The organism is Motiliproteus coralliicola (assembly GCF_003345655.1).
Taxonomy (GTDB): Bacteria; Pseudomonadota; Gammaproteobacteria; order Pseudomonadales; family Balneatricaceae; genus Motiliproteus; species Motiliproteus coralliicola.
This window is the reverse complement of record NZ_QQOH01000005.1, coordinates 61,577-81,978: the sequence shown is the minus strand read 5'-3', so window position 1 is coordinate 81,978 and position 20,402 is coordinate 61,577. Positions and strand designations below refer to the sequence as shown.

Genomic DNA, 20,402 nt, shown 5'->3' with positions numbered 1-20,402 from the left:
TGTTCACTTGAATGCGGTGCATATTTTGATCAAATTCGGCTCATAACGCCGCAACCGCTCAAACCGGCTGCGGCTCGGCCAAAAACTGCTGTGCCAGCTGCTTGGCATTGCCGAAGTCGGTTTTACCCGAACCCAGCTTCGGCACCGCCTCAACCCGATGCCAACGGGCCGGGATCATCAGGCCGTTGACGCCCTTGGCCAGCATCGCCTGACGGATCGCGGCGCTGTCCAGATCGGCCTCGTGCAGCAGCACCAACTGCTCGCCCTTTTTCGAGCACGGCAGGTTGACCGCCACCAGTTCCTGCTCACCCTCGCCCTCGCCGACTGATTCGAGGCTATCGCGCACTGCCTGCTCGACCGCACTGAGGCTTACCATCTCGCCACCGAGCTTGGCGAAACGGGAGTAACGATCGCTAATGGTCAGGAATCCGTGGGCATCGATGTAACCCTTGTCGCCAGTGACGTACCAGCGTCGACCGTTGATCTGCTTCAGCACTTCGGCATCTTTTTCCGGGTTATCCAGATAGCCCTGCATCACCTGCACGCCACCGATCAGGATCATCCCGGCCTCGCCGGTGGGCAGTTCTTCGAGCGTGTCCGGATTGACCACCATAAAACTGGTACCCGGCAACGGCATCCCAACGGTGCCCAGTTTGCCGCCGTGCTGAACCTGCCAATAACGGGTATCCAGAGCATCGGGCAGATTGACGCTGGCCACCGGGGTGGTCTCGGTACAGCCGTAGCCCTCCAGAATCTGCTTGCCGAACTTGGCCTGGAAGCCGCTACGCACCTGCGGGTCAAGCCGCTCGGCCCCGGCCACCACAATCCGCAGCGATTCCAGCATCAACGGATGCACCTTGTTATTGCGCACGAACAGACGCAGGAAGGTGGAGGTGCCGCACATCACCGTGGCGCGATAGCGGGCCACCGCCCGGGCGATCCCCTGGGCATCGGTTGGATCGGCATGGCAGATCATCGGCATTCCTTCGATCAGCGGCAGGAACTGGGTCACGGTCAGACCGAAGGCATGGAACAGCGGCAACGAAGCCATCACCGCATCGCCGTCGTTGATGTTGAGCACCTCGGCGGCCTGCTTCAGGTTGGCCATGATATTGCGATGGCTCAGCCGCACCCCCTTGGGGGCGCCTTCGCTACCGCTGGAGAACAGAATCGCCGCGGTCGATTCCGGATCCCGGTTACGACAAACCATCGCCTTCAGCCAGGAAGCCGGCAGCAGTCGTGCCATCACCAGATTACCCAGCAGCTCCAGCTTGCCGAAGCCTTCGCGCAGATCCTCCAGGTAGACCACCTGCACCTGGGCCAGCAACGGTTGCACCTCAAGCCCGCGCTTGAGCAACTTGGCGACAAACCGGCGCGAGGTGTAGATCGTCTTGATCTCGGCCTGACGCTGAGCTGACAACAGGGCATCGACGCTGGCGCTGTAGTTCAGGTTCACCAGCGTCTTACCGGCCATCAGACCCGCCATGTTGGCCAACGCACCGGCAGCGCTGGTGGGCAGCAGCAGGCCGATATTCTGCTCTGGGCTGAGCTTGCGGATCCGACCAGCCATGGTGATCGAGCCAGCCAGTGCCCGCAGGCCGTTGAGGTCGGTGCCCAGGGTATCGGCGATCGCCAATCCGGTGCCCACCGAGCGGGCCGAATCGATCCAGGCTTCGGCCAGGGTCGGCAACGTGCTGGCGTGTGCTTCCCAGGAGCTAACCGACAGGTCGAACACCCGGCGCTTGACGATATCGGCGCCGGTATCCTTGGCCAGCGGCTCGCCAAAGGCGATTACCAGATCACGGCGGATTCCCTTGCCGCTCAGACGCTTGAGTCGTTCTGAGGAGCGGGAGAACTGACTGCCCCAGAGACCGCGCATGTAGAAAGGCACGATCTGCATGTCATTCTCGGTCTGGGCACAGGCACGCTCGAAGCCCTTTCGGAACTCGGCCAGGTGACCGGTTCGCGAGATCGTCCCCTCTGGGAAGATACAGACCACTTCACCGTTATCCAGCGCTTCGCTGACTTTGACCAGCGCATCGCGGCTACCGGCACCCTGCTGTACCGGCAGGCAGCCGACCATCTTGAAGAACCAGTTCAGGTACCACTTGTCGTAGATCGCCTTGAGCATCACAAAGCGCACAGGCCGCGGACTGGCGATCTGCACGATGGCCCAATCGACCCAGCTGATATGGTTGCCCAGCAGCAGCACGCCACCCCGACTCGGCAGGTTCTTCATCCCCTGCACTTCGATCCGATAGCGACGGCTGATCAGTGCGGTCAGCAGAATCCGCACCAGCGACTGCGGCAGCTTGGTGATGGTGTAGATGCCGCCAATCAGCGCCACCACCGCGATCAGTTCCAGCAACCAGCGGCTGTCGAAACCCTGCAGCGCAAAGAACACCGTCAGGCCGAGGAAACCGGCCATGGCCAGGTTCTGAATCCAGTTATTGACCGCCAATACCTGACCCATATCGCTGTCCCCGGCATGGAACTGGATCAGCGCATTCAACGGCACGATAAACAGGCCACCCATCAATCCCACGGTGGTGAACACCGCCGCCTGGCCCCACAGGGTCTCTACGCCCGGCAGCAGCATCAGCCCGACCGCAACCCCGATTGCACCGATCGGAATCAGACCAGTCTCGATATGGTGGCGCGACAACCGTCCAGCCAGCCAGGAGCCCAGCACGATACCGATCCCGGTGCAGGCCAGGATGCCCTGAATGACCACGGTATTGGTGACATCGAACTGCTCCTTGGCGAACGCCGGGAAGGCTGCCAGCATCACCTGGCCCACCGACCAGAACACCGCCAGACCGATGATCGACAACCGAATCACCGGTCGACGAATCACGCTACCCAGGTTGCCCTTGATCAGCTTGCCGCGGGCGTAGTCGGCGACCGAGAACTGCTTCTCCGGGTTGCCCGGCTCCAGCGTCGGCAACCGATACATCGCCCAGAGTTCCAGCACCGCGTTGATCACCAGCACCCAGCCTAGTGGCGCCACGGCACGCAGAATCTCGCTGCTGTCTTGAACCTCACCGGGCGGATAGAAATGCTCGAACAAGATCGAGTAAACAAAGGTGCCGGCCAGAATCGCCACGATGGTCACCGCCTGCACCGCGGCGTTGGCCGAGCCCAACCGCTCCTTGCCGAACATCGGTTTGATATAGCCGTATTTGGCCGGTGAGTAGAATGCCGACTGCACCGCCAGGGCAAAGGTCATCCCGAACGCTGGCCAGAACCAGCCCATGTAGTAACAGAGAGTGATCCCCAGGGTCAGGCCTAACGCGGCCCAGGCCGAGGCTTTTAATACCTGGTTCTTGGGATAGCGGTCGGCGATAAATCCGGCCGGCGACAGCAGCAGGATAAACGGCAGCAGGATCAGACCGTTGACGATAGCGGTCAGCACCACCTGCATCTCACCGTCGTAGACCTTGAACACGGTGTTCTGGATCGTGATCTTATGGCCCAGATCGACAAAGGCGTTCAGAAACACCGCCAGCAGATAGGCCAGTGCGCCGGTTCGGTTCAGTAATTTACTCATCGTAACGATTCCCTGTGGGTTGCCGGAAGTACAATCAACTTCCGTCCACTCTGTCTAAAGGTGCAGCTAAGCATTACTTTTTTATCCAAAGTCACTCGCAGGCGCACCCAAAGTATCGCATTATGTAACCTTTCGATACCAAGGAATCTGCCAGGACCTGCTCATAGGTTCCCTAACGAGTAATGGACTATGAATCATCCCCAGACCAACGCCCTGATCGCCACGTTGAAACGCCAGCTCAAAGCCAGCGGCAAGACCTATCAGGATGTCGCCACGTTGCTTGAGCTTAGCGAAGCTTCGATTAAACGCTTGTTTCGCGATGGTGAAATTTCACTGCCGCGACTGGAGAAGATCTGCGACGCCATCGATCTGGAGTTTACCGAACTGATCCAGCAGATGTCCCGAGAGCAGCGCCAACTGAGTCAATTAACCCGCGAACAGGAGCAACAACTGATCGACGACACCCCGCTGCTGCTGGTAGCGATCTGCTGCATCAACGGTTACGGCTATCAGGATATTCTGGATCAATACCAGCTCGAGCCCACGCTGCTGATTCAGAAACTGGCGATGCTGGATCGCCTCCACGTGATCGAGCTGTTGCCCAATAACCGGATCAAGCTGCGCATCGCCCCCAACTTCAACTGGTTGCCGGGTGGTCCGATTCAGCAGTTCTTCCATCAACGGATTAAACAGGAGTTTTTCCAGGCCTCATTTGCCAAGAGCTCCGACCAACTGCTGGTGACCAATGGACTGATCTCAACCCAGAGCAACGGCGAGCTGCAACAGCGGATGCAAAAGCTGCTCAACGAGTTTACCGACCAGTGCCGCAAGGATGCATCGCTACCCCTGGATCAGCGTCACGGCACCACTCTGGTGGTGGCGATGCGGCAGTGGCAATCGAGCCTGTTCAGCGACTACCAGCGCTAACCCGGTTTAGATCCAGAAACAACCCCCTCATCCATCAGATAACACGCCGGGTATCACCAGATGCTACCCAGCCGATAGTGCTAACCGCTCCGCTCTCTCCTCGACACACTAGCCGCAACCACAAGCCGAACCAGAACAAGGCTTGATCCCAGGCCCAAGCGGCCCATCAGAGGAGAGAAACCATGCCACTCACATCAGGATACCGATCCCTTTATCGATCAATAGCGGGCAAGATCTGCGGCGCCTGTGCCGCGTTCGGCCTGCTGGCCGGGGTTAGTCTCAGCGCCGATGCCGCCGGACTGCTGCGTCCAGCCAACAGCAGCCTGCCGGAGCTGAAGATCCACTCCCATCAGGTCAAGGTCGTGATCGAAGACGGCTACGCCACCACCCGGATCGATCAAGTCTTCACCAACCCCCACAGCCAGGATCTGGAGGCGGTCTACAGCTTCCCGGTCCCGGAACAGGCGGCCGTGGGTGAGTTCAGCTACTGGATCGACGGCAAGCCGGTCACCGGCGAAGTGGTCGCCAAGCAGCAGGCCCGTCAGATCTACAATGATCAAAAAGCGGCCGGTAACCGCACCGCGCTGACCGAACAGGACGACTACCGCACCTTCGACAGCCGGGTCTACCCGGTCAAAGCCAACGACCAGGTCAAAATTCGACTGGTCTATGTACAACCGGCCGAGATCGACAACAGTATCGGCCGCTTTCTCTACCCGCTGGAGGACGGTGGCGTCGACGAGCACAAGAAGGCCTTCTGGCTTCGCAACGAAAAGGTCGAGCAGGACTTCGGTTTCGAGCTGGAACTGCGCTCACGCTACCCGATCGACGAACTGCGGATGCCGCAACACCCCCAGGCAGTGATCAGCAACCAGGGCCCCAAGCACTGGCACATAACGCTGGGCAACCCAACCCCGACGGCCGCTGCTGAAGCCCAAACCGATGCCGCGCTGGCCGAAGCGCAATCGCTCCAATCCGCCCCTGCCCAACAACACCAGCCGGTGGCCGACCTTAGCCGCGACATTCTTCTGTACTGGCGCCTGGCCGAAGGGCTGCCCGGTGCGGTGGACCTGGTCAGTTACCGTGCCCCGGACGCCAAGCAGGGGACCTTTATGCTGACCCTGACCCCGGGTAACGAGCTGCCGCCGATCAGCGGCAACCGCGACTGGGTCTTTGTCCTCGATACCTCCGGCTCGATGGCCGGCAAATACGCCACCCTGCTCGAAGGGGTCCGTCAGGGATTGCAGAAGCTGCCCAGCGGGGACCGCTTCCGCCTGATCACCTTCAGCAAGCAGGCAAAAGATCTGAGCGGTGGCTACCAACCGGTGGAGCCGCAACGGATTGACGCGCTGATCAACAAGCTGCAGCAAAATGGCGTCGGCGGCAGTACCAACCTCTACGCGGGTCTGAAGAAGGGGATTACCGGCCTCGACAGCGACCGGGCCAGCGCGTTGGTGCTGGTGACCGATGGGGTCGCCAATGTCGGTACCACCGAAAAACGGGCCTTCCTGAAATTGCTGCAACAAGCCGATGTACGGTTGTTCACCTTCGTGATGGGCAACAGCGCCAATCGTCCGCTACTTCAGGGGATGACCGAGGTCTCGAACGGTTTCGCCTCGCAGATCTCCAACGCCGACGATGTGATGGGCCGACTGATGCAAGCCGCCACCAAGCTCAACCATGCCGCGCTGCGTGATCTGAAGGTGGAGATCGACGGTGTGCGGGTGACCGACCTGACTCCGGCCAAACTACCGCCGCTGTACCGTGGCCAGCAGCTGGTGTTGATGGGCCACTACTTCGGTGACGGCGACACTAAGGTACGCCTCAGCGGCCAGATCGGCACCGATAAGAAAACCTACCAGACCCGGGTCCAGCTGCCGGCCCAATCCAGCGATCACCCGGAACTGGAACGGCTCTGGGCGCTGCGCCAGATCGAAGCGCTGCAACAACAACAGGACTACTACGCCGGTGATGCGTCGGTCGAGAGTGATACCAAGCAGGCGATCACCGACCTGGCGGTTCAGTACGGACTGGTCACCGACTACACCTCGCTGCTGGTGGTCGAAGAGCAGGTGTTCCAACAGTTGGGGATCGAACGTCGCAACCAGAAGCGCGTCGAGACCGAGCATCAGGCCCGCCAGAACCGCAGCCAGAACTGGCAGCAGTCCGGCTCGACCAACAACGGCTCCAGCGCCGACAGCGGTCAGACCGACAGTGCCCATTCCAACAGCAATGGCAATGCGCAACCCGCGGCCAACCCGCCGATATTCAGCGGCGAGCGTTCGACCCTGAGCAACTCTCAACGTGGCGGAAGTGGCGGCGGCGCACTGGACCCCTCGCTGTTGCTGCTGATCGGCCTGCTGGCACTCAGTGCTCTTTGGGGCCGTCGTCATCGGATCCGCTTGAGTTAATCGGAGAGGATGATGAACCGGATCCGTTGTTCGATCCCTTGGGTGACCCTGGCTCTTGCCGGGGTTGCTCTCGGTCTGGCCCTGCTGCCGTCGCGATGGGTGGCCGATCCTTTGGCACTGTTCTGTTTTGACCATCAAGCGATAGTGCAGCAGGGCCAGTGGTGGCGCCTGCTCAGCGGCCATCTGGTCCATAGCGACAGCACCCACCTGCAGTGGGATCTGCTCGGCTTTGTGATCTTCGGCAGTTGGTTGGAGTTCAAGGATCGGCGTCTGCTGGTGCTATCGCTGGCACTGGCGCTGCTGATTCTGGACCTGGTGCTGCTGTCATCCTGGGGGCTAGCCCGTTACTGCGGTCTGTCCGGACTGCTCTACGCCCCGGCAGCACTGATGCTGTGGCAACATTTTCGTCGACAGCCCCATCTGATCAGCGCCCTGCCGCTGATCGCCGGTGCGGCCAAGTTGGTCAGTGAAAGCCTGCAACAGCAGGCCTGGTTGGCCGATCAGGGTTGGCCACTCTATGCCCCGGCCCACTGGTGTGGTGTCGCGGCAGCGTTGATCGTCTGGCTATTAACTCGCCGGCGGCATTCGTCGCCATTGGGCCAGCCAACGCTTTATCGCTGAAGAGATAAATCGGCCCTCACCCCCTTAATGGGGATGAGGGCCCTCGAGAACCGTAGTGCCCGAGCATGGGATGTCATTTCGAGTCTGTGTTAGCCGATATCGATCTTAACGCCTTCCGGAAGCCGCCGTTGCTGCTTCGGCAAGCTCAGGGTCAAGACCCCGTTGTCGAAGTTGGCTTTGACCGCACTCGGATCCACATCGCTACCCACCGACAGCTGCCGCAGGTACTGACCGTAGTGGCGCTCCTGCCGAATCAGCTTGCCATCCTTTTCCTCACGGTCTTCAGAATGGGTCTCAGCTTTGATGGTAAGGATGCCGTTATCGAGTTTGACCTCGATATCCTCCTTGCTGATTCCCGGCAGGTCAGCCTTGATCAGGTAGCTATCTTCGTTGTCGTGAACATCGATCGCAGGCGGCTTATCGGAACCACTCGGATCCATTGGCCGGAAGAAGTCATCGAAAAATGTATCGCCAAACAGACGATTGAAGCGGGTTAGGTTGGTCATGATCATCTCCTCCCTACAAGCCTCCCGCATCACCGATTCAGCCCCCATGCTGTCGTTGAAAGTCGGTTCAAAATGCTCATTTACCGATCGTAAACTGCGCTTTCTCACCCACTTTCGCCTAACCCTGCGGCGCTGACTCTAGTCATGCTGAAGGCTTTTACAGGTGACTCAAATGAATACCTTCTGCGCATCAGATTTTTCTAATATTCCTCAATTTCATTGTACTGCGCGGCCACGCCAGCAACAGTGAAAAGCCGTCAATCAACGGCTTGTTTACTGGTTTTCTGTTCATTTATCACCGGCTGCTCTGGACTATTCAGCGCGGGATCCCAGCATCTGGAAACGCAGCAATCGCAAGCCGTTGAACACCACCAGCAGACTGGCGCCCATATCGGCGAACACCGCCATCCATAGGGTCGCATTGCCGGTCAACGCCAGCAGCAGAAATACCGCTTTGATCAGCAGCGCCAGGGCGATGTTCTGGCGTAGCAACACCGCGGTTCGTTGACTGAGTCGAACAAAGCCGCCCAGTTTCTCCAAATTGTCGTCCATCAGCGCCACATCGGCGGTTTCCATCGCGCTGTCACTACCGGCTGCCGCCATCGCAAAACCGATGTCAGCCTGGGCCAGGGCCGGTGTGTCGTTGATCCCATCTCCTACCATCGCCACGCAGCCATATTGCTGCTTCATCTGCCGCAGCTGCTCCAGCTTCTGCTCAGGCAGCAGCTCGCCGTGGGCCTGCTCCACCCCCAACTGCGCTGCGACCGCATCCACCGTATGTTGGTTATCCCCTGACAGCATCCGGCTGTGCAGTCCCAACTGCTGCAGGGATTGCAGCGCTGCCGCCGAGTGTGAGCGGGGTTGATCGACGATGGCAAACAGCAACAGCGGCTGGTTGTCGCGGCAGAGTACCAACACCGTCTGGCCCCGGCGCTCGATCTCGGCCATCTGCTGCTCCAGAGTTGCACTGCAGCCGCCACGCTCATGCAGCCAGCGGTGATTACCGAGACAGTAGCGCTGCCCGTGGATCAGACCACTGAGTCCGCGCCCCGCCTCGCTACGGAACTGTTGCAGCGAATCAGGATCCTGTTCCAGCGGATAGGATTCGGCAAAATTCACCACCGCATTGGAGATCGGATGCTGGGAGTGCTGAGCCAAGGTAACCGCCAAACCGAGCAATCGTTGGGTTTCGGGATCATCAACACCAGAGTTCCCGGCTCCCTCCAGGCGCTGCAAGCTAGTCACGCTGGGTTGCCCCTCGGTCAGGGTACCGGTCTTGTCGAACGCAAAGGCACCCAGCTTGCGTCCCTGTTCCAGATACAGACCACCCTTGATCAGCACCCCGTGCCGGGCCGCCGTGGCCAGACCGCTGACGATGGTCACAGGGGTCGAGATCACCAGCGCACAGGGACAGGCAATCACCAGCAACACCAGAGCCCGATAGATCGCATCACCCCAGCTCCAGTCCAACAACATCGGTGCCAAACCCGCTACCAGCAAGGCCAGCAGCAGTACCGCCGGGGTATAGACACGGGAGAATTGATCGACAAAACGCTGAATCGGTGCCCGTTCGCTCTGGGCCTGCTCCACCAGATGGATAATCCGGGCGATGGTCGAGTCACCGGCAGCGGCCGTCACTTCGACCTCCAATAGGCCGGTTTCGTTGAGGGTGCCGGCAAACAGCGGATCACCAACCGACTTATCCACCGGCAGGCTTTCCCCGGTAACGGCCGCCTGATTGACCGCCGACTCTCCGCGCTGCACCAGGCCGTCGAGGGGGATCTTTTCCCCCGGCAGAACCTGGATTCGGCTGCCGACGCCTACGTCAGCGGCCGCCACCTCTTTCCAACCGCCATCAGCCTGTCGCACCCGGGCACTGTCCGGTGCCAGTGCCATCAGATTGCGGATTGCTCCCCGCGCCCTTGCCAGCGAGGCGGCCTCGACCCGCTCCGACAGCGCAAACAGCACCATCACCATCGCCGCTTCGGGCCACTCGCCGATCAGCATCGCGCTGGTGACCGCAATCGACATCAGTGCATTGATATTCAGATCACGCTGCCGGATCGACTGCCAGCCCTTACGGTAGATGGTCGGACCACTGAGCAGTAAAGCCAGCAATGCCAGAACCACCACGAGCAGATCACCCCAGTTGAACCAGTGACCCAGCTCGGCCGCCAGAGCCGCAAGCCCCGCTAACGCCAGCCGCCCATAGTTCTGCCAAAGGCTCGGTTCTACAGCCTTGCCCGGTTGGGGTTTAGATTGAGCACCTGCCTCAAGCCGTTGTCCGGCAAAGCCGATCTCGCTTAGCGCCTGTTCGATCTCTTTCCTGGCCGCCGGCGGATGGCTGACACTCAGGATTCGATCGAGCAGATTGAAGCTAAGCTGCTCGACCACCGCCATCGACTCCAACCGCTTGCGGATCATCCGCTCTTCAACCGGACAATCCATCGCTTCAATATACCAGCGGCTAAGCTGCAGACCGGATTTGGGCTGCATGCCAGGTTCCGCCGACGGAGCCTTTTGGCTGCCGGTTCCACAGCAGCTGCCACAATCGGAAAGTACGTCAGGCACCGTTCACTCCTTGTCGTTTCAGTTGATCTACCGGAAGCCTAAACCTTATAGTCGATATAAGGTCAAGCGATAGGAACAAGCCATGCGTATCGGCGAACTCGCCCGTCAAACCGGCACCGAAACCGTCACCATCCGCTTCTACGAAAAGCAGGGGCTGATGCCGCCACCGGCACGCAGCGACAGCAACTACCGGATCTACAACGACACCCATAAGGAGCGATTGCTGTTTATCCGTCATTGCCGGGGTATGGATATCAGCCTGGAGGAGATCGCGACCCTGCTTGAATGCCGCGAGCACCCGGCCATGAGCTGCGATAACGTCAACCGCATGATCGACAGCCATATCAGCCAAGTTCTACAGCAGATCAACGACTTACAGCGACTCGAGCAGCAACTTCGCCAACTACGGCAGCGCTGCAACAATGAACGCAACCCCATGGGTCAGGCCGCCGACTGCGGCATCCTGGACTCCCTCGAGCACTGTGAACCGGATGGTTGCCACAACCATCAGCGCCACAAAGAAACCAATTCCTAACCAGCCTAATCCATATCAAGTTCCCGACTGTATGACTGTGTTATTTATTAGCGCCTGATTAATTAGCTACTTGCAGACTCGCCATAACCAGGTGGCTTAGCTTGTAAGTCTGCGTTGAAAAAAGACAGGTGAAGAGATGGGAATTGGAGGAATCAGCGTCTGGCAGCTCTTGATCGTGCTGCTGATCGTCTTGCTGCTGTTCGGCAGTAAAAAACTGGGCAGCCTGGGCAGTGATCTAGGTGGTGCCGTCAAAGGCTTCAAGAAAGCCATCTCGGATCAGGACCCACCCAAACTGTCCTGAATCCGTCTCTCGGCCGTCTCGGCCGAGTCTTGGGTGGACGAAAAATATGACAAATGTCTAACACTTACTGTTCTGATCGTTGCTATCCTCTGTCATTCAAGCTGATGCTTGGCACACTTAATCTAAATCAAGTCCGTTGACAGACCCCAGGGATATAGTGGCGCAGTGCAGGCAAGTGATCGTCTGCAATGTTTTATTAGCTTTTACGGATATTAGCTATGACCGGACTACTCTCCCGGACACTAGTTGCCTTGCTTGCACTCATCGTGTCAATGCACAGCTGGGCCGTTGTTAACGTCAGCGATGCCAAAGACCCGCTGCCAATTCTCGAATCGACTTTCCAGGGCGCTGAAATCGGCCCCAAAGTTCCGGTAGGTGAAGACAACCTGCCGGTCCGGACCGTCTATAAAGGCGATGAAGTCGTCGGTTACGCGTTTGAAACCAATGACATCGTCGATATTCCCGCCTACTCCGGCGCGCCGATCAACACCCTGGTGATGATGGAGCCCAACGGCGAGTTCATCCACAGCGTGGTGCTGGAACACCACGAGCCGATCCTGCTGGTCGGTATCCCCGAGCAAAAACTGTTCGACTTCGTCGATCAATACGATGACATGAAGGTCACCGACCGGGTTCGTGTCGGTGCCGCCAATACCGAAGGGGTGATCAGCGTTGACGCCGTTGCCGGTGCCACCGTCACCGTCATGGTGGTCAACGAAGCAATCATGCGTGCCTCCAAGAAAGTCGGTATCGCGCTGGGCATGCCGGGACTGGAAAAGAGCACCATTGTGCCGCCCTCCACCGTCAAAGAGGACGTGTTCCAACAGGCAGACTGGCAGACACTGGTCGGTGACGGTTCGATCCGAACCCTGGTGCTGAACCGCGGCCAGATTGATGAAGCCTTCATGGGTACCGAGGCCGAAGAGGTCGACGTGGCCAGCCCGGAAAAGAAACAGGATCTGTTTATTGAGCTGGCCTACGCGCCGCTGAATATCCCGACCATCGGCCGCAACCTCCTTGGCGATGAGCAGTACAACTGGCTCAAGAGCGAGCTTAATGAGGGTGACCATGCCATTGCCGTATTCGGTAACGGCCGCTATTCGTTCAAGGGCAACGGCTTTGTCCGTGGCGGTATCTTCGACCGCACCCAGATGCAGCAGAACGAGAAGGTCATCAGTTTCCACGACACCGATTACTACCGTTTCCAAGACTTCGTGGTAGAGGGCTACCCCGGCTTCAAAGAGACGGCGATCTTCATCATCCGTAGTCAGTATGAGTTCGATCACGGCTCACCTTGGCAGCTGGAACTGCTGGTCCGTCGTCAGGTCGGCGCACTGGACAGTGTATTCACCAGCTTCTTCGGCGACTACATGACCAAGGAAGAGTACATCACCCGTCCGGTGATCGAAGTGATCGAGGAAGAGGAGCCGGAGCCGCTGTGGGTCTCGGTCTGGCGTGATAAGACCTTCCAGATCACCGTACTGAGCATCTCGCTGGTATTGCTGACCGCGATCATCTTCTTCCAGGATTACCTGGTCCGCTACCCGCGCCTGCTCAACCATGCCCGTCACCTGTTCCTGGTCTATACCGTGGTGTTTATCGGCTGGTACACCCTGGGTCAGCTGTCGGTGGTCAACGTATTCACCTTTACCCATGCACTGATGGGCGACTTCCGCTGGGAGCTGTTCCTGCTCGATCCGATCATCTTCATCCTCTGGGCCTATGTGGCGATGACGCTGCTGCTCTGGGGCCGGGGTATCTTCTGCGGCTGGCTGTGTCCGTTCGGCGCCCTGCAGGAGCTGATCAACCACGTCTCCCGCAAGCTCAAGATCAAGCAGTGGGAACCGCCGTTCGCGGTCCATGAGCGACTATGGGCGGTCAAGTACATCATCCTGCTGGCACTGTTCGCGGTCTCGCTGGAATCGATTGGTGAAGCCGAACGCTACGCCGAAGTCGAGCCGTTCAAGACCGCCATCATGCTGAAATTCCAGCGTGAATGGGGCTATGTGTTCTACGCTGGCATTCTGTTGCTGATCTCGGTCGTGAACCGCAAGTTCTACTGCCGCTACGTCTGCCCGCTGGGTGCAGCACTGGCAATTCCGTCCAAGGCCCGCCTGTTCGACTGGCTCAAGCGCCGTAAGGAGTGTGGCCAGCCCTGTAAGATCTGCGCCAACGAGTGCGAGATCCAGGCGATCCATCCGGATGGCAGCATCAACGCCAACGAGTGCCACTACTGCCTCGATTGCCAGATGAGCTACTACAACGATCACAAGTGTCCGCCGCTGGTGCAGAAGCGCCGTAAGCGGGAGAAAGAAGCTTTAGCTAATAAGATTCCAGCCGTCGAGGTTGGAGCAACCGCAAACTGAGAAAAATAAGAACAAATAACAGGAGGTTAGAACACCAGCTGATTCACGCCCAAGATCAGAGGTCAAACCGGTCGCAACCGCAGTACCCACAACTACTGTAAACGGGGTCGGAAAACGTGGAATGGTCCAAGGGGGGCCGTCTCACTGGGCATGTTGTAAATCATAAAAATGATTCTTCCCACAACCTTGGAGAATAGATAAATGATTGACCCAAATGATAAAGATCTACCGAAAGTAGACGCCGAGGACGCCAACGCGAGCGAGCACGTAAAGCTCAGCCGTCGTCTGTTCCTGGGTGGCTCAGCCGCACTGGTAGGCGCCGCCGGCGCTGGTCTGGGTGGTTCACTGGTTTCCGCTCCGGCTCAAGCCGCCAGCCAGTCAGCCCACGTCGGACCGGGTGAGCTGGACGAGTACTACGGCTTCTGGAGTGGTGGTCACTCCGGTGAAGTCCGTGTACTGGGCCTGCCCTCAATGCGTGAACTGATGCGTATCCCGGTATTCAACCTGGATTGCGCCACCGGTTGGGGTCTGACCAACGAATCCAAAGAGGTTCTTAACTACGACGAGAACCCTTACCTGGTTGGCGACTGTCACCACCCGCACATGTCCATGACCGACGGTCATTACGACGGTAAGTATGTCTTCATCAACGACAAGGGTAACACCCGTGTTGCACGTATCCGTTGCGACATCATGAAGACCGACAAGATCGTAACTGTTCCGAACTGTCAGGCCATCCACGGTCTGCGTGTTCAGAAAGTACCGCACACCAAGTACGTCTTCGCCAACGCTGAATTCCGGATCCCGCACCCGAACAACGGTGCTCTGGAAAGCATGAAGGATATCGAAGGCTACTACACCATGTTCAACGCTATCGACGCCGAGACCATGGAAGTTGCCTTCCAGGTCATCGTTGACGGTAACCTGGACAACACCGATGCCGACTACACCGGTAAGTACGCTTTCTCTACCTGCTACAACTCTGAGAACGCCGTTGACCTGGCCGGCACCATGCGTAACGAGCGCGACCACGTTGTTATCTTCAACATCGAGCGTATCGAAGCTGCTGTTAAAGCTGGTAAGTACACCACCCTGCCGGGTGCCGACAATGTACCGGTACTGGACGGCCGTAAGGGCAGCCAGCTGACCCGCTACGTACCGGTTCCGAAGAGCCCGCACGGTATGAACACCGCGCCTGACGGCCGCCACTGTGTTGCCAACGGTAAGCTGTCTCCGACCGTTACCGTGATGGACATGTGGAAGTTCGACGACCTGTTCGACGACAAGATCAAGCCGCGTGACGTTGTTGTTGCCGAGCCTGAGCTGGGTCTGGGTCCGTTGCATACCGCCTTTGACGGCCGCGGCAACGCCTACACCACCGTGTTCATCGACTCCCAGATCGTTAAGTGGGACGTTCAGAAGGCGATCGAAGCCTACAAGGGCGAAAAAGTTAACTACATCAAGCAGAAGCTGGACGTTCAGTACCAGCCGGGCCACAACCACACCACCATGGGTGAAACCCGTGATGCTGACGGCAAGTGGCTGATCTCGCTGTGTAAGTTCTCTAAGGACCGCTTCCTGAACTGTGGCCCGCTGCACGCTGAGAACGACCAGCTGATCGACATCTCCGGCGACGAGATGGTTCTGGTTCACGACGGCCCCACCTATGCCGAGCCGCACGATTGTATGATCGTACACCGCAGCAAGGTTAAGCCTTCCAAGCTGTGGAGCCGCGACGATCCCTTCTTCGCCAGCACTGTTGCCATGGCCGAGAAAGACGGCGTTAACCTGGAGACCGACAACAAGGTAATCCGTGACGGCAACAAGGTTCGTGTTTACATGACCTCCGTTGCTCCGAACTACGGCATCACCGAGTTCAACGTCAAGCTGGGTGACGAAGTCACCGTAGTGGTAACCAACCTCGACAAGATCGAAGACGTTACCCACGGTTTCTGCATGGTTAACCACGGCGCGCAGATGGAAATCAGCCCGCAGGCGACCGCTTCCATCACCTTCACCGCCGACAAGCCCGGAGTACAGTGGTACTACTGTAACTGGTTCTGTCACGCCCTCCACATGGAGATGCGCGGCCGGATGCTGGTAGAAGCCTAAGCATCACTGTCACTACGAGTGAACAAAAAGCCCCGCATTAGCGGGGCTTTTTTATGCTTGGAAATATCGATAAGAGGCTGGCGTCAACTGGCCATCTGGAATGGATTGACCTGGCTGTGGCCTTCACCGGCTACGGTAATCCCAGGCTGATCGGCCATGATATCCCTGATCCGGTCGGCATCCTCTTTGATGGTATCGATCATGATCAGGTACTGGCCCTCTTCGAGCTGATCGTGGAAGCGGCGGATTTTGACGTTCTCTGAGTCAAGTCCGTAGATCATCCCAAAACCGACCCCGAACGCGATCAAAATCGCGGTGGTAAAGGCCAGCGATACCAGCGACCAGGCTCGGAACTCAGAGGCGATTTCCGGGCTGGCGAGCAAAAATCCGGCGATCGCACACAATCCTGCCAGCGCGCCGACAATCGCGCCACGCTCGGCGATCCGCTTTCCGTCGTGCTGATGGAAGTAGAAGCTGGCCAGATGCAGGCCGCGCTTCTTAAGATTGTTCCAGTTATCGTACTTCTTGCTCATGATGTGGAAATTCCAATCCGTCACGCCTTTTTCATGTAGTTCCTTCGACACTCGTTCGGCGCAGTCGATACTACTGGTCAAGTAATATAAGCGTTTCATAGTGTTTCTCCGCGGTACCAAACAGCTTGTATGAGTTGGATGGTATGAGTTGGATGACGGCAATACCCAGTATAGCAGCGCTAATCCGACCCAGACGGTCGGAATTCCCCCACGGCAACCATTGCGATAAATCACCGATTCGATGCACTCTTGACCAAGGCTAAGTCCAGCGCCGTATTTCGGTGCTAGTATCCTTGCATTCAGAAGTCCCAGACCGATATCCATTGACGCGCAAAATGGAACCCAGGATGTTTCGATACTTGCCCCTGAAATGCCCCCTGACCTTGGTACTGCTGGCCAGTACCCAGGCGATGGCCGCACAGATCGCCGTGTCGCCTCAACAATCCCTGCAGGCCGCCATCGACGCCAGCCAGAGTGGCGATCAACTGGTCCTTGAAGCAGGCACCTACCAAGGTAACTTCGTCATCGACAAACCGCTGACCTTGACCGGCAGCAACGGCGTTGTGCTTGACGGCAACGGTGCCGACAGCACCCTGACCCTGAAGTCGGACGGAATCACCGTCGAGAACTTGAAGATCCAGAACTGGGGTGACGACCTGACCGAACTCGACGCCGGCATCTTCGTCGGCCGCGAAGCCACCGGTGCGGTGATCCAGAATAACTATTTTCAAGGCACCACCTCCGGCATCTGGGTCGATGCCACCAAGGACATCCGGATTCTCTCCAACAAAATCGAGGGTAACCTGGATATCCGCTCCCAAGACCGCGGTAACGGCATCCATCTGTACGCGGTCGGCGGTGCACTGGTGAAAGATAACGAGGTCTGGCACACCCGCGACGGCATCTATATCGACACCAGCAACGGTAACGAGCTGATCAGCAACTACCTGCATGACCTGCGCTACGGCGTGCACTACATGTACAGCTACAGCAACAAGGTGATCGATAACCACACCAAGAACACCCGCACCGGCTACGCGCTGATGCAGTCTAAGCATCTCACCGTCGTCAACAACCGCTCCGAGGATGATCAGAACTATGGCATCCTGATGAATTTCATCACCAACTCTCGGGTGGAGCAGAACCATGTAATGGGGGTTCAGACCGGTCGTAATCCGCACCTGAGACAAGGTTCCAACGCCATCAGCGGCGCCGAAGGCAAGGCGCTGTTCATGTACAACTCGGTGTTCAACGAGATTGTCAGCAACCAGTTCAACGAGAGCGACCTGGGCATCCACCTGACCGCCGGTTCGGAAGACAACGTCATCTCCGGCAATACCTTCATCAGTAACAAAGAGCAGGTCAAATACGTCTCCAACCGTAAACAGGATTGGTCCAAAGACGGTCGCGGCAACTACTGGAGCGACTACCTGGGCTGGGATATGAACGATGACGGTATCGGCGACACCCATTACGAACCCAATGACGGGGTCGACAAGCTGCTGTGGAAATACCCGGCGGTGAAGGTCCTGCTCAATAGCCCGGCGGTAGAAACCCTACGCTGGGTTCAACGCCAATTCCCGGTTTTAAAATCACCGGGCGTCTTCGATTCCGCGCCGCTGATGAACTCACCGTTCGACAGCAACGGCGCATTGGTCGATCAACAGGGTCAACGCAAACAGACCCAGGCCGCGTCCGAGGAACTGACACAACGATGACAAGCGCAACCCCAATCGTACAACTGAGCCAGGTCGAGAAGCACTACCAGGGCGTTCACGCCCTCAAGGGACTCGACCTCGATATCCACCAGGGTGAGATCCTCGGCCTGTTCGGCCATAACGGCGCCGGTAAGACCACCACCATCAAGCTGATCCTCGGTCTGATCGAAGCCACCAAGGGCCAAGTCCGAGTATTTGGTGAAGATCCGACCCTGTCCGAAGCCCGCACCTCGCGTCGCCAGCTCGGCTTCCTGCAGGAGAACGTGGCCTTCTACGACCAGCTTACCGGTCTGGAAGTTCTGAGCTATTTCGCCAAGCTCAAGAGCGTGCCCAAATCCCAGTGCCGCGCACTGTTGGAGCAGGTTGGCCTCAGCCACGCAGAAAACCGCCGGGTCAAGACCTACTCCAAAGGGATGCGTCAGCGTCTGGGCCTGGCCCAGGCACTATTGGGCGATCCCAAGCTGCTGCTGCTGGACGAACCCACCGTCGGCCTCGACCCGATCGCGACCCAGGATTTCTACCAGCGTCTGGAACAACTCAAAGCCCGCGGCTGTACCATTATCCTCTGCTCCCACGTGCTGCCTGGGGTGGAGAAATATATCGACCGGGCCCTGATCATGGGCCGTGGCAGCCTGCTGGCCGAAGGGGATCTGCACGACCTGCGTGACAAGGCCAACCTGCCGATGACACTCCGACTGGACGGTGAGATCGAGCTGCCCGAAGGACTGCGTGAATATCAGGACAGCAGCGATCCCAACAAGCTGACCCTACCGATCCAGCACAAGATGAATGTACTGCAGACGGTGATGGCGCTGCCGGGGCTGGACAACCTCGACCTGCACCTGCCCACCCTTGAAGATCTCTACACCCATTTCACCGGCACCCTGCAGATGGAGGCTGAACAGCGATGAACGCCATTTTGACTGTATGCGCCAAGGAATTCCGCGACGGCCTGCGCAACCGCTGGGTTATCGCCATCACCGCCATCTTCGCCCTGCTGGCGATCGGTCTGGCCTATTTCGGCGCTGCCGCTGCCGGTCGGGTCGGATTCACCTCGCTGTCGACCACCATCGTCAGCCTGGCCAGCCTGGCGGTCTTTATTATCCCGTTGATCGCGCTGATGCTCTCCTACGACGGCGTCGTCGGTGAAGACGAAAACGGCACCCTGCTGCTGTTGATGACCTACCCGCTATCCCGCTGGCAACTGCTGTTGGGCAAGATGCTTGGCCACGGTGCCATCATGGCGTTCTCCACCCTGGTCGGCTTCGGGGCCGCGGCCTTGATCATGGGTTCGTTCTCCAACACCACCGGCTGGGGCGAGCTGATTACGGCTTTTGCAGTCTTTATCGTCTCGGCGATCCTGCTTGGCTGGGTCTTTATCGCCTTTGCCTACATCATCAGCACCTTGGTATCCGAGAAATCCAAGGCCGCCGGTGTGGCGCTGATCGTCTGGTTCCTGTTCGTACTGGTGTTCGATCTCGGCCTGCTGGGCCTGCTGGTCGGCACCGAAGGCGATGTTGATGCCGAGCTGTTCCCCTATCTGCTGCTGCTCAATCCGACCGATATCTTCCGTCTGGTCAACATCAGCTACTTCGCCAGCGAGCAGATCACCGGCCTGATGGCGATTGCTCAGCACGTTAAATTCTCCACCAGCGCGTTGCTGGCGGCCCTGCTGGTGTGGTTGGCCGTGCCGGTCAGCATCTCGCTGATGATCTTCAACCGCAGGAGTCTGTAATGAGCCCAAGACTGCTGGTGTTGCTGCTGACCGCCCTGCTGGGGCTGGCCGGTTGCCAAGAAGACACCCCCGAAACCCTGGCGGCCCAGAAAGCGATCGCCATCGAGAGCGGTGAAGAGTGCCACCTGTGTGGCATGATCATCAGTAACTATCCCGGCCCCAAGGGCCAACTCTACGAGCGCGGTGATACCCGTACCCACAAGTTCTGCTCAACCCGGGATATGTTTGCCTTCCTGTTGGATCCGGAACACAAGCACAATATCCAGAGTGCCTTCGTCCACGATATGGCGGTCAGTCACTGGGACCACCCGGATGAGGAGACCTACATCGACGCTCGCACCGCCTGGTACGTGGTCGGTAGCTCAAAGAAAGGCGCCATGGGCCCGACCCTGGCCAGCTTCTCCGACGAGAAAACCGCCAAAGCCTTCATGAAGATGAACGGCGGAGACCTGTACACCTTCGACCAGTTGAATCTGGATCTGCTGTCACAGATGGGGTTTTAAGCCGGATCTGAAG

14 protein-coding genes and 1 pseudogene are annotated in these 20,402 nt (G+C 58.4%); 11 read left to right on the top strand and 4 right to left on the bottom strand.

Annotated features, from left to right (window positions below; all coding sequences use genetic code 11):
• Positions 1-58: 58 nt before the first annotated feature.
• The gene (locus DV711_RS16650) at positions 59-3,550 is read right to left on the bottom strand and encodes an acyl-[ACP]--phospholipid O-acyltransferase (protein WP_114696869.1); all 3,492 of its coding nucleotides are present in this window, start codon (positions 3,548-3,550) and stop codon (positions 59-61) included.
• Between the two features lie 189 nt (positions 3,551-3,739).
• Between DV711_RS16650 and DV711_RS16645 the strand changes: the two genes are divergently transcribed.
• From DV711_RS16645 to rrtA, 3 genes are all read left to right on the top strand, one after another.
• A complete protein-coding gene (locus DV711_RS16645; RefSeq protein WP_114696868.1) occupies positions 3,740-4,477 on the top strand; it encodes a helix-turn-helix domain-containing protein in 738 nt (245 codons plus the stop codon).
• A 182-nt stretch (positions 4,478-4,659) separates the two neighbouring features.
• On the top strand, positions 4,660-6,888 hold the full coding sequence (locus DV711_RS16640; protein ID WP_114696867.1) for a VIT and vWA domain-containing protein: 2,229 nt from the start codon (positions 4,660-4,662) through the stop codon (positions 6,886-6,888).
• A gap of 12 nt (positions 6,889-6,900) precedes the next feature.
• Positions 6,901-7,509 (top strand): rhombosortase, encoded by a 609-nt coding sequence (gene rrtA, locus DV711_RS16635; protein WP_165840148.1) that lies wholly within the window; start codon positions 6,901-6,903, stop codon positions 7,507-7,509.
• Positions 7,510-7,598: 89 nt separating this feature from the next.
• On the opposite strand, the gene DV711_RS16630 is transcribed toward rrtA, so the two are convergent.
• Both DV711_RS16630 and DV711_RS16625 read right to left on the bottom strand, forming a co-directional pair.
• A complete protein-coding gene (locus DV711_RS16630) occupies positions 7,599-8,015 on the bottom strand; it encodes an Hsp20/alpha crystallin family protein (protein WP_165840147.1) in 417 nt (138 codons plus the stop codon).
• Positions 8,016-8,327: 312 nt separating this feature from the next.
• The gene (locus DV711_RS16625; RefSeq protein WP_114696864.1) at positions 8,328-10,511 is read right to left on the bottom strand and encodes a heavy metal translocating P-type ATPase; all 2,184 of its coding nucleotides are present in this window, start codon (positions 10,509-10,511) and stop codon (positions 8,328-8,330) included.
• A 157-nt stretch (positions 10,512-10,668) separates the two neighbouring features.
• Between DV711_RS16625 and cadR the strand changes: the two genes are divergently transcribed.
• The 4 genes and pseudogenes from cadR (at position 10,669) to nosZ (ending at position 15,900) form a co-directional block, all read left to right on the top strand.
• Positions 10,669-11,121: a Cd(II)/Pb(II)-responsive transcriptional regulator gene (gene cadR / locus DV711_RS16620; protein WP_114696863.1), complete on the top strand. Its 453-nt coding sequence runs from the start codon at positions 10,669-10,671 to the stop codon at positions 11,119-11,121.
• Between the two features lie 136 nt (positions 11,122-11,257).
• Positions 11,258-11,413, top strand: a pseudogene (tatA, locus tag DV711_RS16615) (twin-arginine translocase TatA/TatE family subunit); the annotation flags it as partial.
• 227 nt (positions 11,414-11,640) lie between these two features.
• Entirely contained in the window at positions 11,641-13,788 is a 2,148-nt protein-coding gene (gene nosR / locus DV711_RS16610) for a transcriptional regulator NosR (RefSeq protein WP_114696861.1), read from the top strand.
• A gap of 201 nt (positions 13,789-13,989) precedes the next feature.
• Positions 13,990-15,900, top strand: a complete 1,911-nt coding sequence (gene nosZ / locus DV711_RS16605) for a TAT-dependent nitrous-oxide reductase (RefSeq protein ID WP_114696860.1) — start codon at positions 13,990-13,992, stop codon at positions 15,898-15,900.
• Between the two features lie 83 nt (positions 15,901-15,983).
• On the opposite strand, the gene DV711_RS16600 is transcribed toward nosZ, so the two are convergent.
• Positions 15,984-16,532, bottom strand: a complete 549-nt coding sequence (locus DV711_RS16600) for a hypothetical protein (RefSeq protein ID WP_114696859.1) — start codon at positions 16,530-16,532, stop codon at positions 15,984-15,986.
• 248 nt (positions 16,533-16,780) lie between these two features.
• Between DV711_RS16600 and DV711_RS16595 the strand changes: the two genes are divergently transcribed.
• Genes DV711_RS16595 through DV711_RS16580 form a run of 4 tightly spaced genes read left to right on the top strand, consistent with a single transcriptional unit; the run spans position 16,781 to position 20,389 of the window.
• Positions 16,781-18,151, top strand: a complete 1,371-nt coding sequence (locus DV711_RS16595) for a nitrous oxide reductase family maturation protein NosD (RefSeq protein WP_114696858.1) — start codon at positions 16,781-16,783, stop codon at positions 18,149-18,151.
• Positions 18,148-19,062, top strand: coding sequence for an ABC transporter ATP-binding protein (locus DV711_RS16590; protein ID WP_114696857.1), 915 nt, complete (start codon positions 18,148-18,150; stop codon positions 19,060-19,062). The genes DV711_RS16595 and DV711_RS16590 overlap by 4 nt, the downstream gene beginning before the upstream one ends.
• The gene (locus tag DV711_RS16585; protein ID WP_114696856.1) at positions 19,059-19,886 is read left to right on the top strand and encodes an ABC transporter permease; all 828 of its coding nucleotides are present in this window, start codon (positions 19,059-19,061) and stop codon (positions 19,884-19,886) included. The genes DV711_RS16590 and DV711_RS16585 overlap by 4 nt, the downstream gene beginning before the upstream one ends.
• Complete coding sequence (locus tag DV711_RS16580; protein ID WP_114696855.1) at positions 19,886-20,389, top strand: nitrous oxide reductase accessory protein NosL; 504 nt, start codon at positions 19,886-19,888, stop codon at positions 20,387-20,389. Before DV711_RS16585 ends, DV711_RS16580 begins: the two co-directional genes overlap by 1 nt.
• Positions 20,390-20,402 lie beyond the last annotated feature (13 nt).

What these genes read in the sequence shown, in the direction of transcription:
- DV711_RS16650 (WP_114696869.1), bottom strand. Translation starts at nt 3,550, where the DNA reads ATGAGTAAATTACTGAACCGAACCGGCGCACTGGCCTATCTGCTGGCG.
- DV711_RS16645 (WP_114696868.1), top strand. Translation starts at nt 3,740, where the DNA reads ATGAATCATCCCCAGACCAACGCCCTGATCGCCACGTTGAAACGCCAG.
- DV711_RS16640 (WP_114696867.1), top strand. Translation starts at nt 4,660, where the DNA reads ATGCCACTCACATCAGGATACCGATCCCTTTATCGATCAATAGCGGGC.
- rrtA (WP_165840148.1), top strand. Translation starts at nt 6,901, where the DNA reads ATGAACCGGATCCGTTGTTCGATCCCTTGGGTGACCCTGGCTCTTGCC.
- DV711_RS16630 (WP_165840147.1), bottom strand. Translation starts at nt 8,015, where the DNA reads ATGACCAACCTAACCCGCTTCAATCGTCTGTTTGGCGATACATTTTTC.
- DV711_RS16625 (WP_114696864.1), bottom strand. Translation starts at nt 10,511, where the DNA reads ATGCAGCCCAAATCCGGTCTGCAGCTTAGCCGCTGGTATATTGAAGCG.
- cadR (WP_114696863.1), top strand. Translation starts at nt 10,669, where the DNA reads ATGCGTATCGGCGAACTCGCCCGTCAAACCGGCACCGAAACCGTCACC.
- nosR (WP_114696861.1), top strand. Translation starts at nt 11,641, where the DNA reads ATGACCGGACTACTCTCCCGGACACTAGTTGCCTTGCTTGCACTCATC.
- nosZ (WP_114696860.1), top strand. Translation starts at nt 13,990, where the DNA reads ATGATTGACCCAAATGATAAAGATCTACCGAAAGTAGACGCCGAGGAC.
- DV711_RS16600 (WP_114696859.1), bottom strand. Translation starts at nt 16,532, where the DNA reads ATGAAACGCTTATATTACTTGACCAGTAGTATCGACTGCGCCGAACGA.
- DV711_RS16595 (WP_114696858.1), top strand. Translation starts at nt 16,781, where the DNA reads ATGTTTCGATACTTGCCCCTGAAATGCCCCCTGACCTTGGTACTGCTG.
- DV711_RS16590 (WP_114696857.1), top strand. Translation starts at nt 18,148, where the DNA reads ATGACAAGCGCAACCCCAATCGTACAACTGAGCCAGGTCGAGAAGCAC.
- DV711_RS16585 (WP_114696856.1), top strand. Translation starts at nt 19,059, where the DNA reads ATGAACGCCATTTTGACTGTATGCGCCAAGGAATTCCGCGACGGCCTG.
- DV711_RS16580 (WP_114696855.1), top strand. Translation starts at nt 19,886, where the DNA reads ATGAGCCCAAGACTGCTGGTGTTGCTGCTGACCGCCCTGCTGGGGCTG.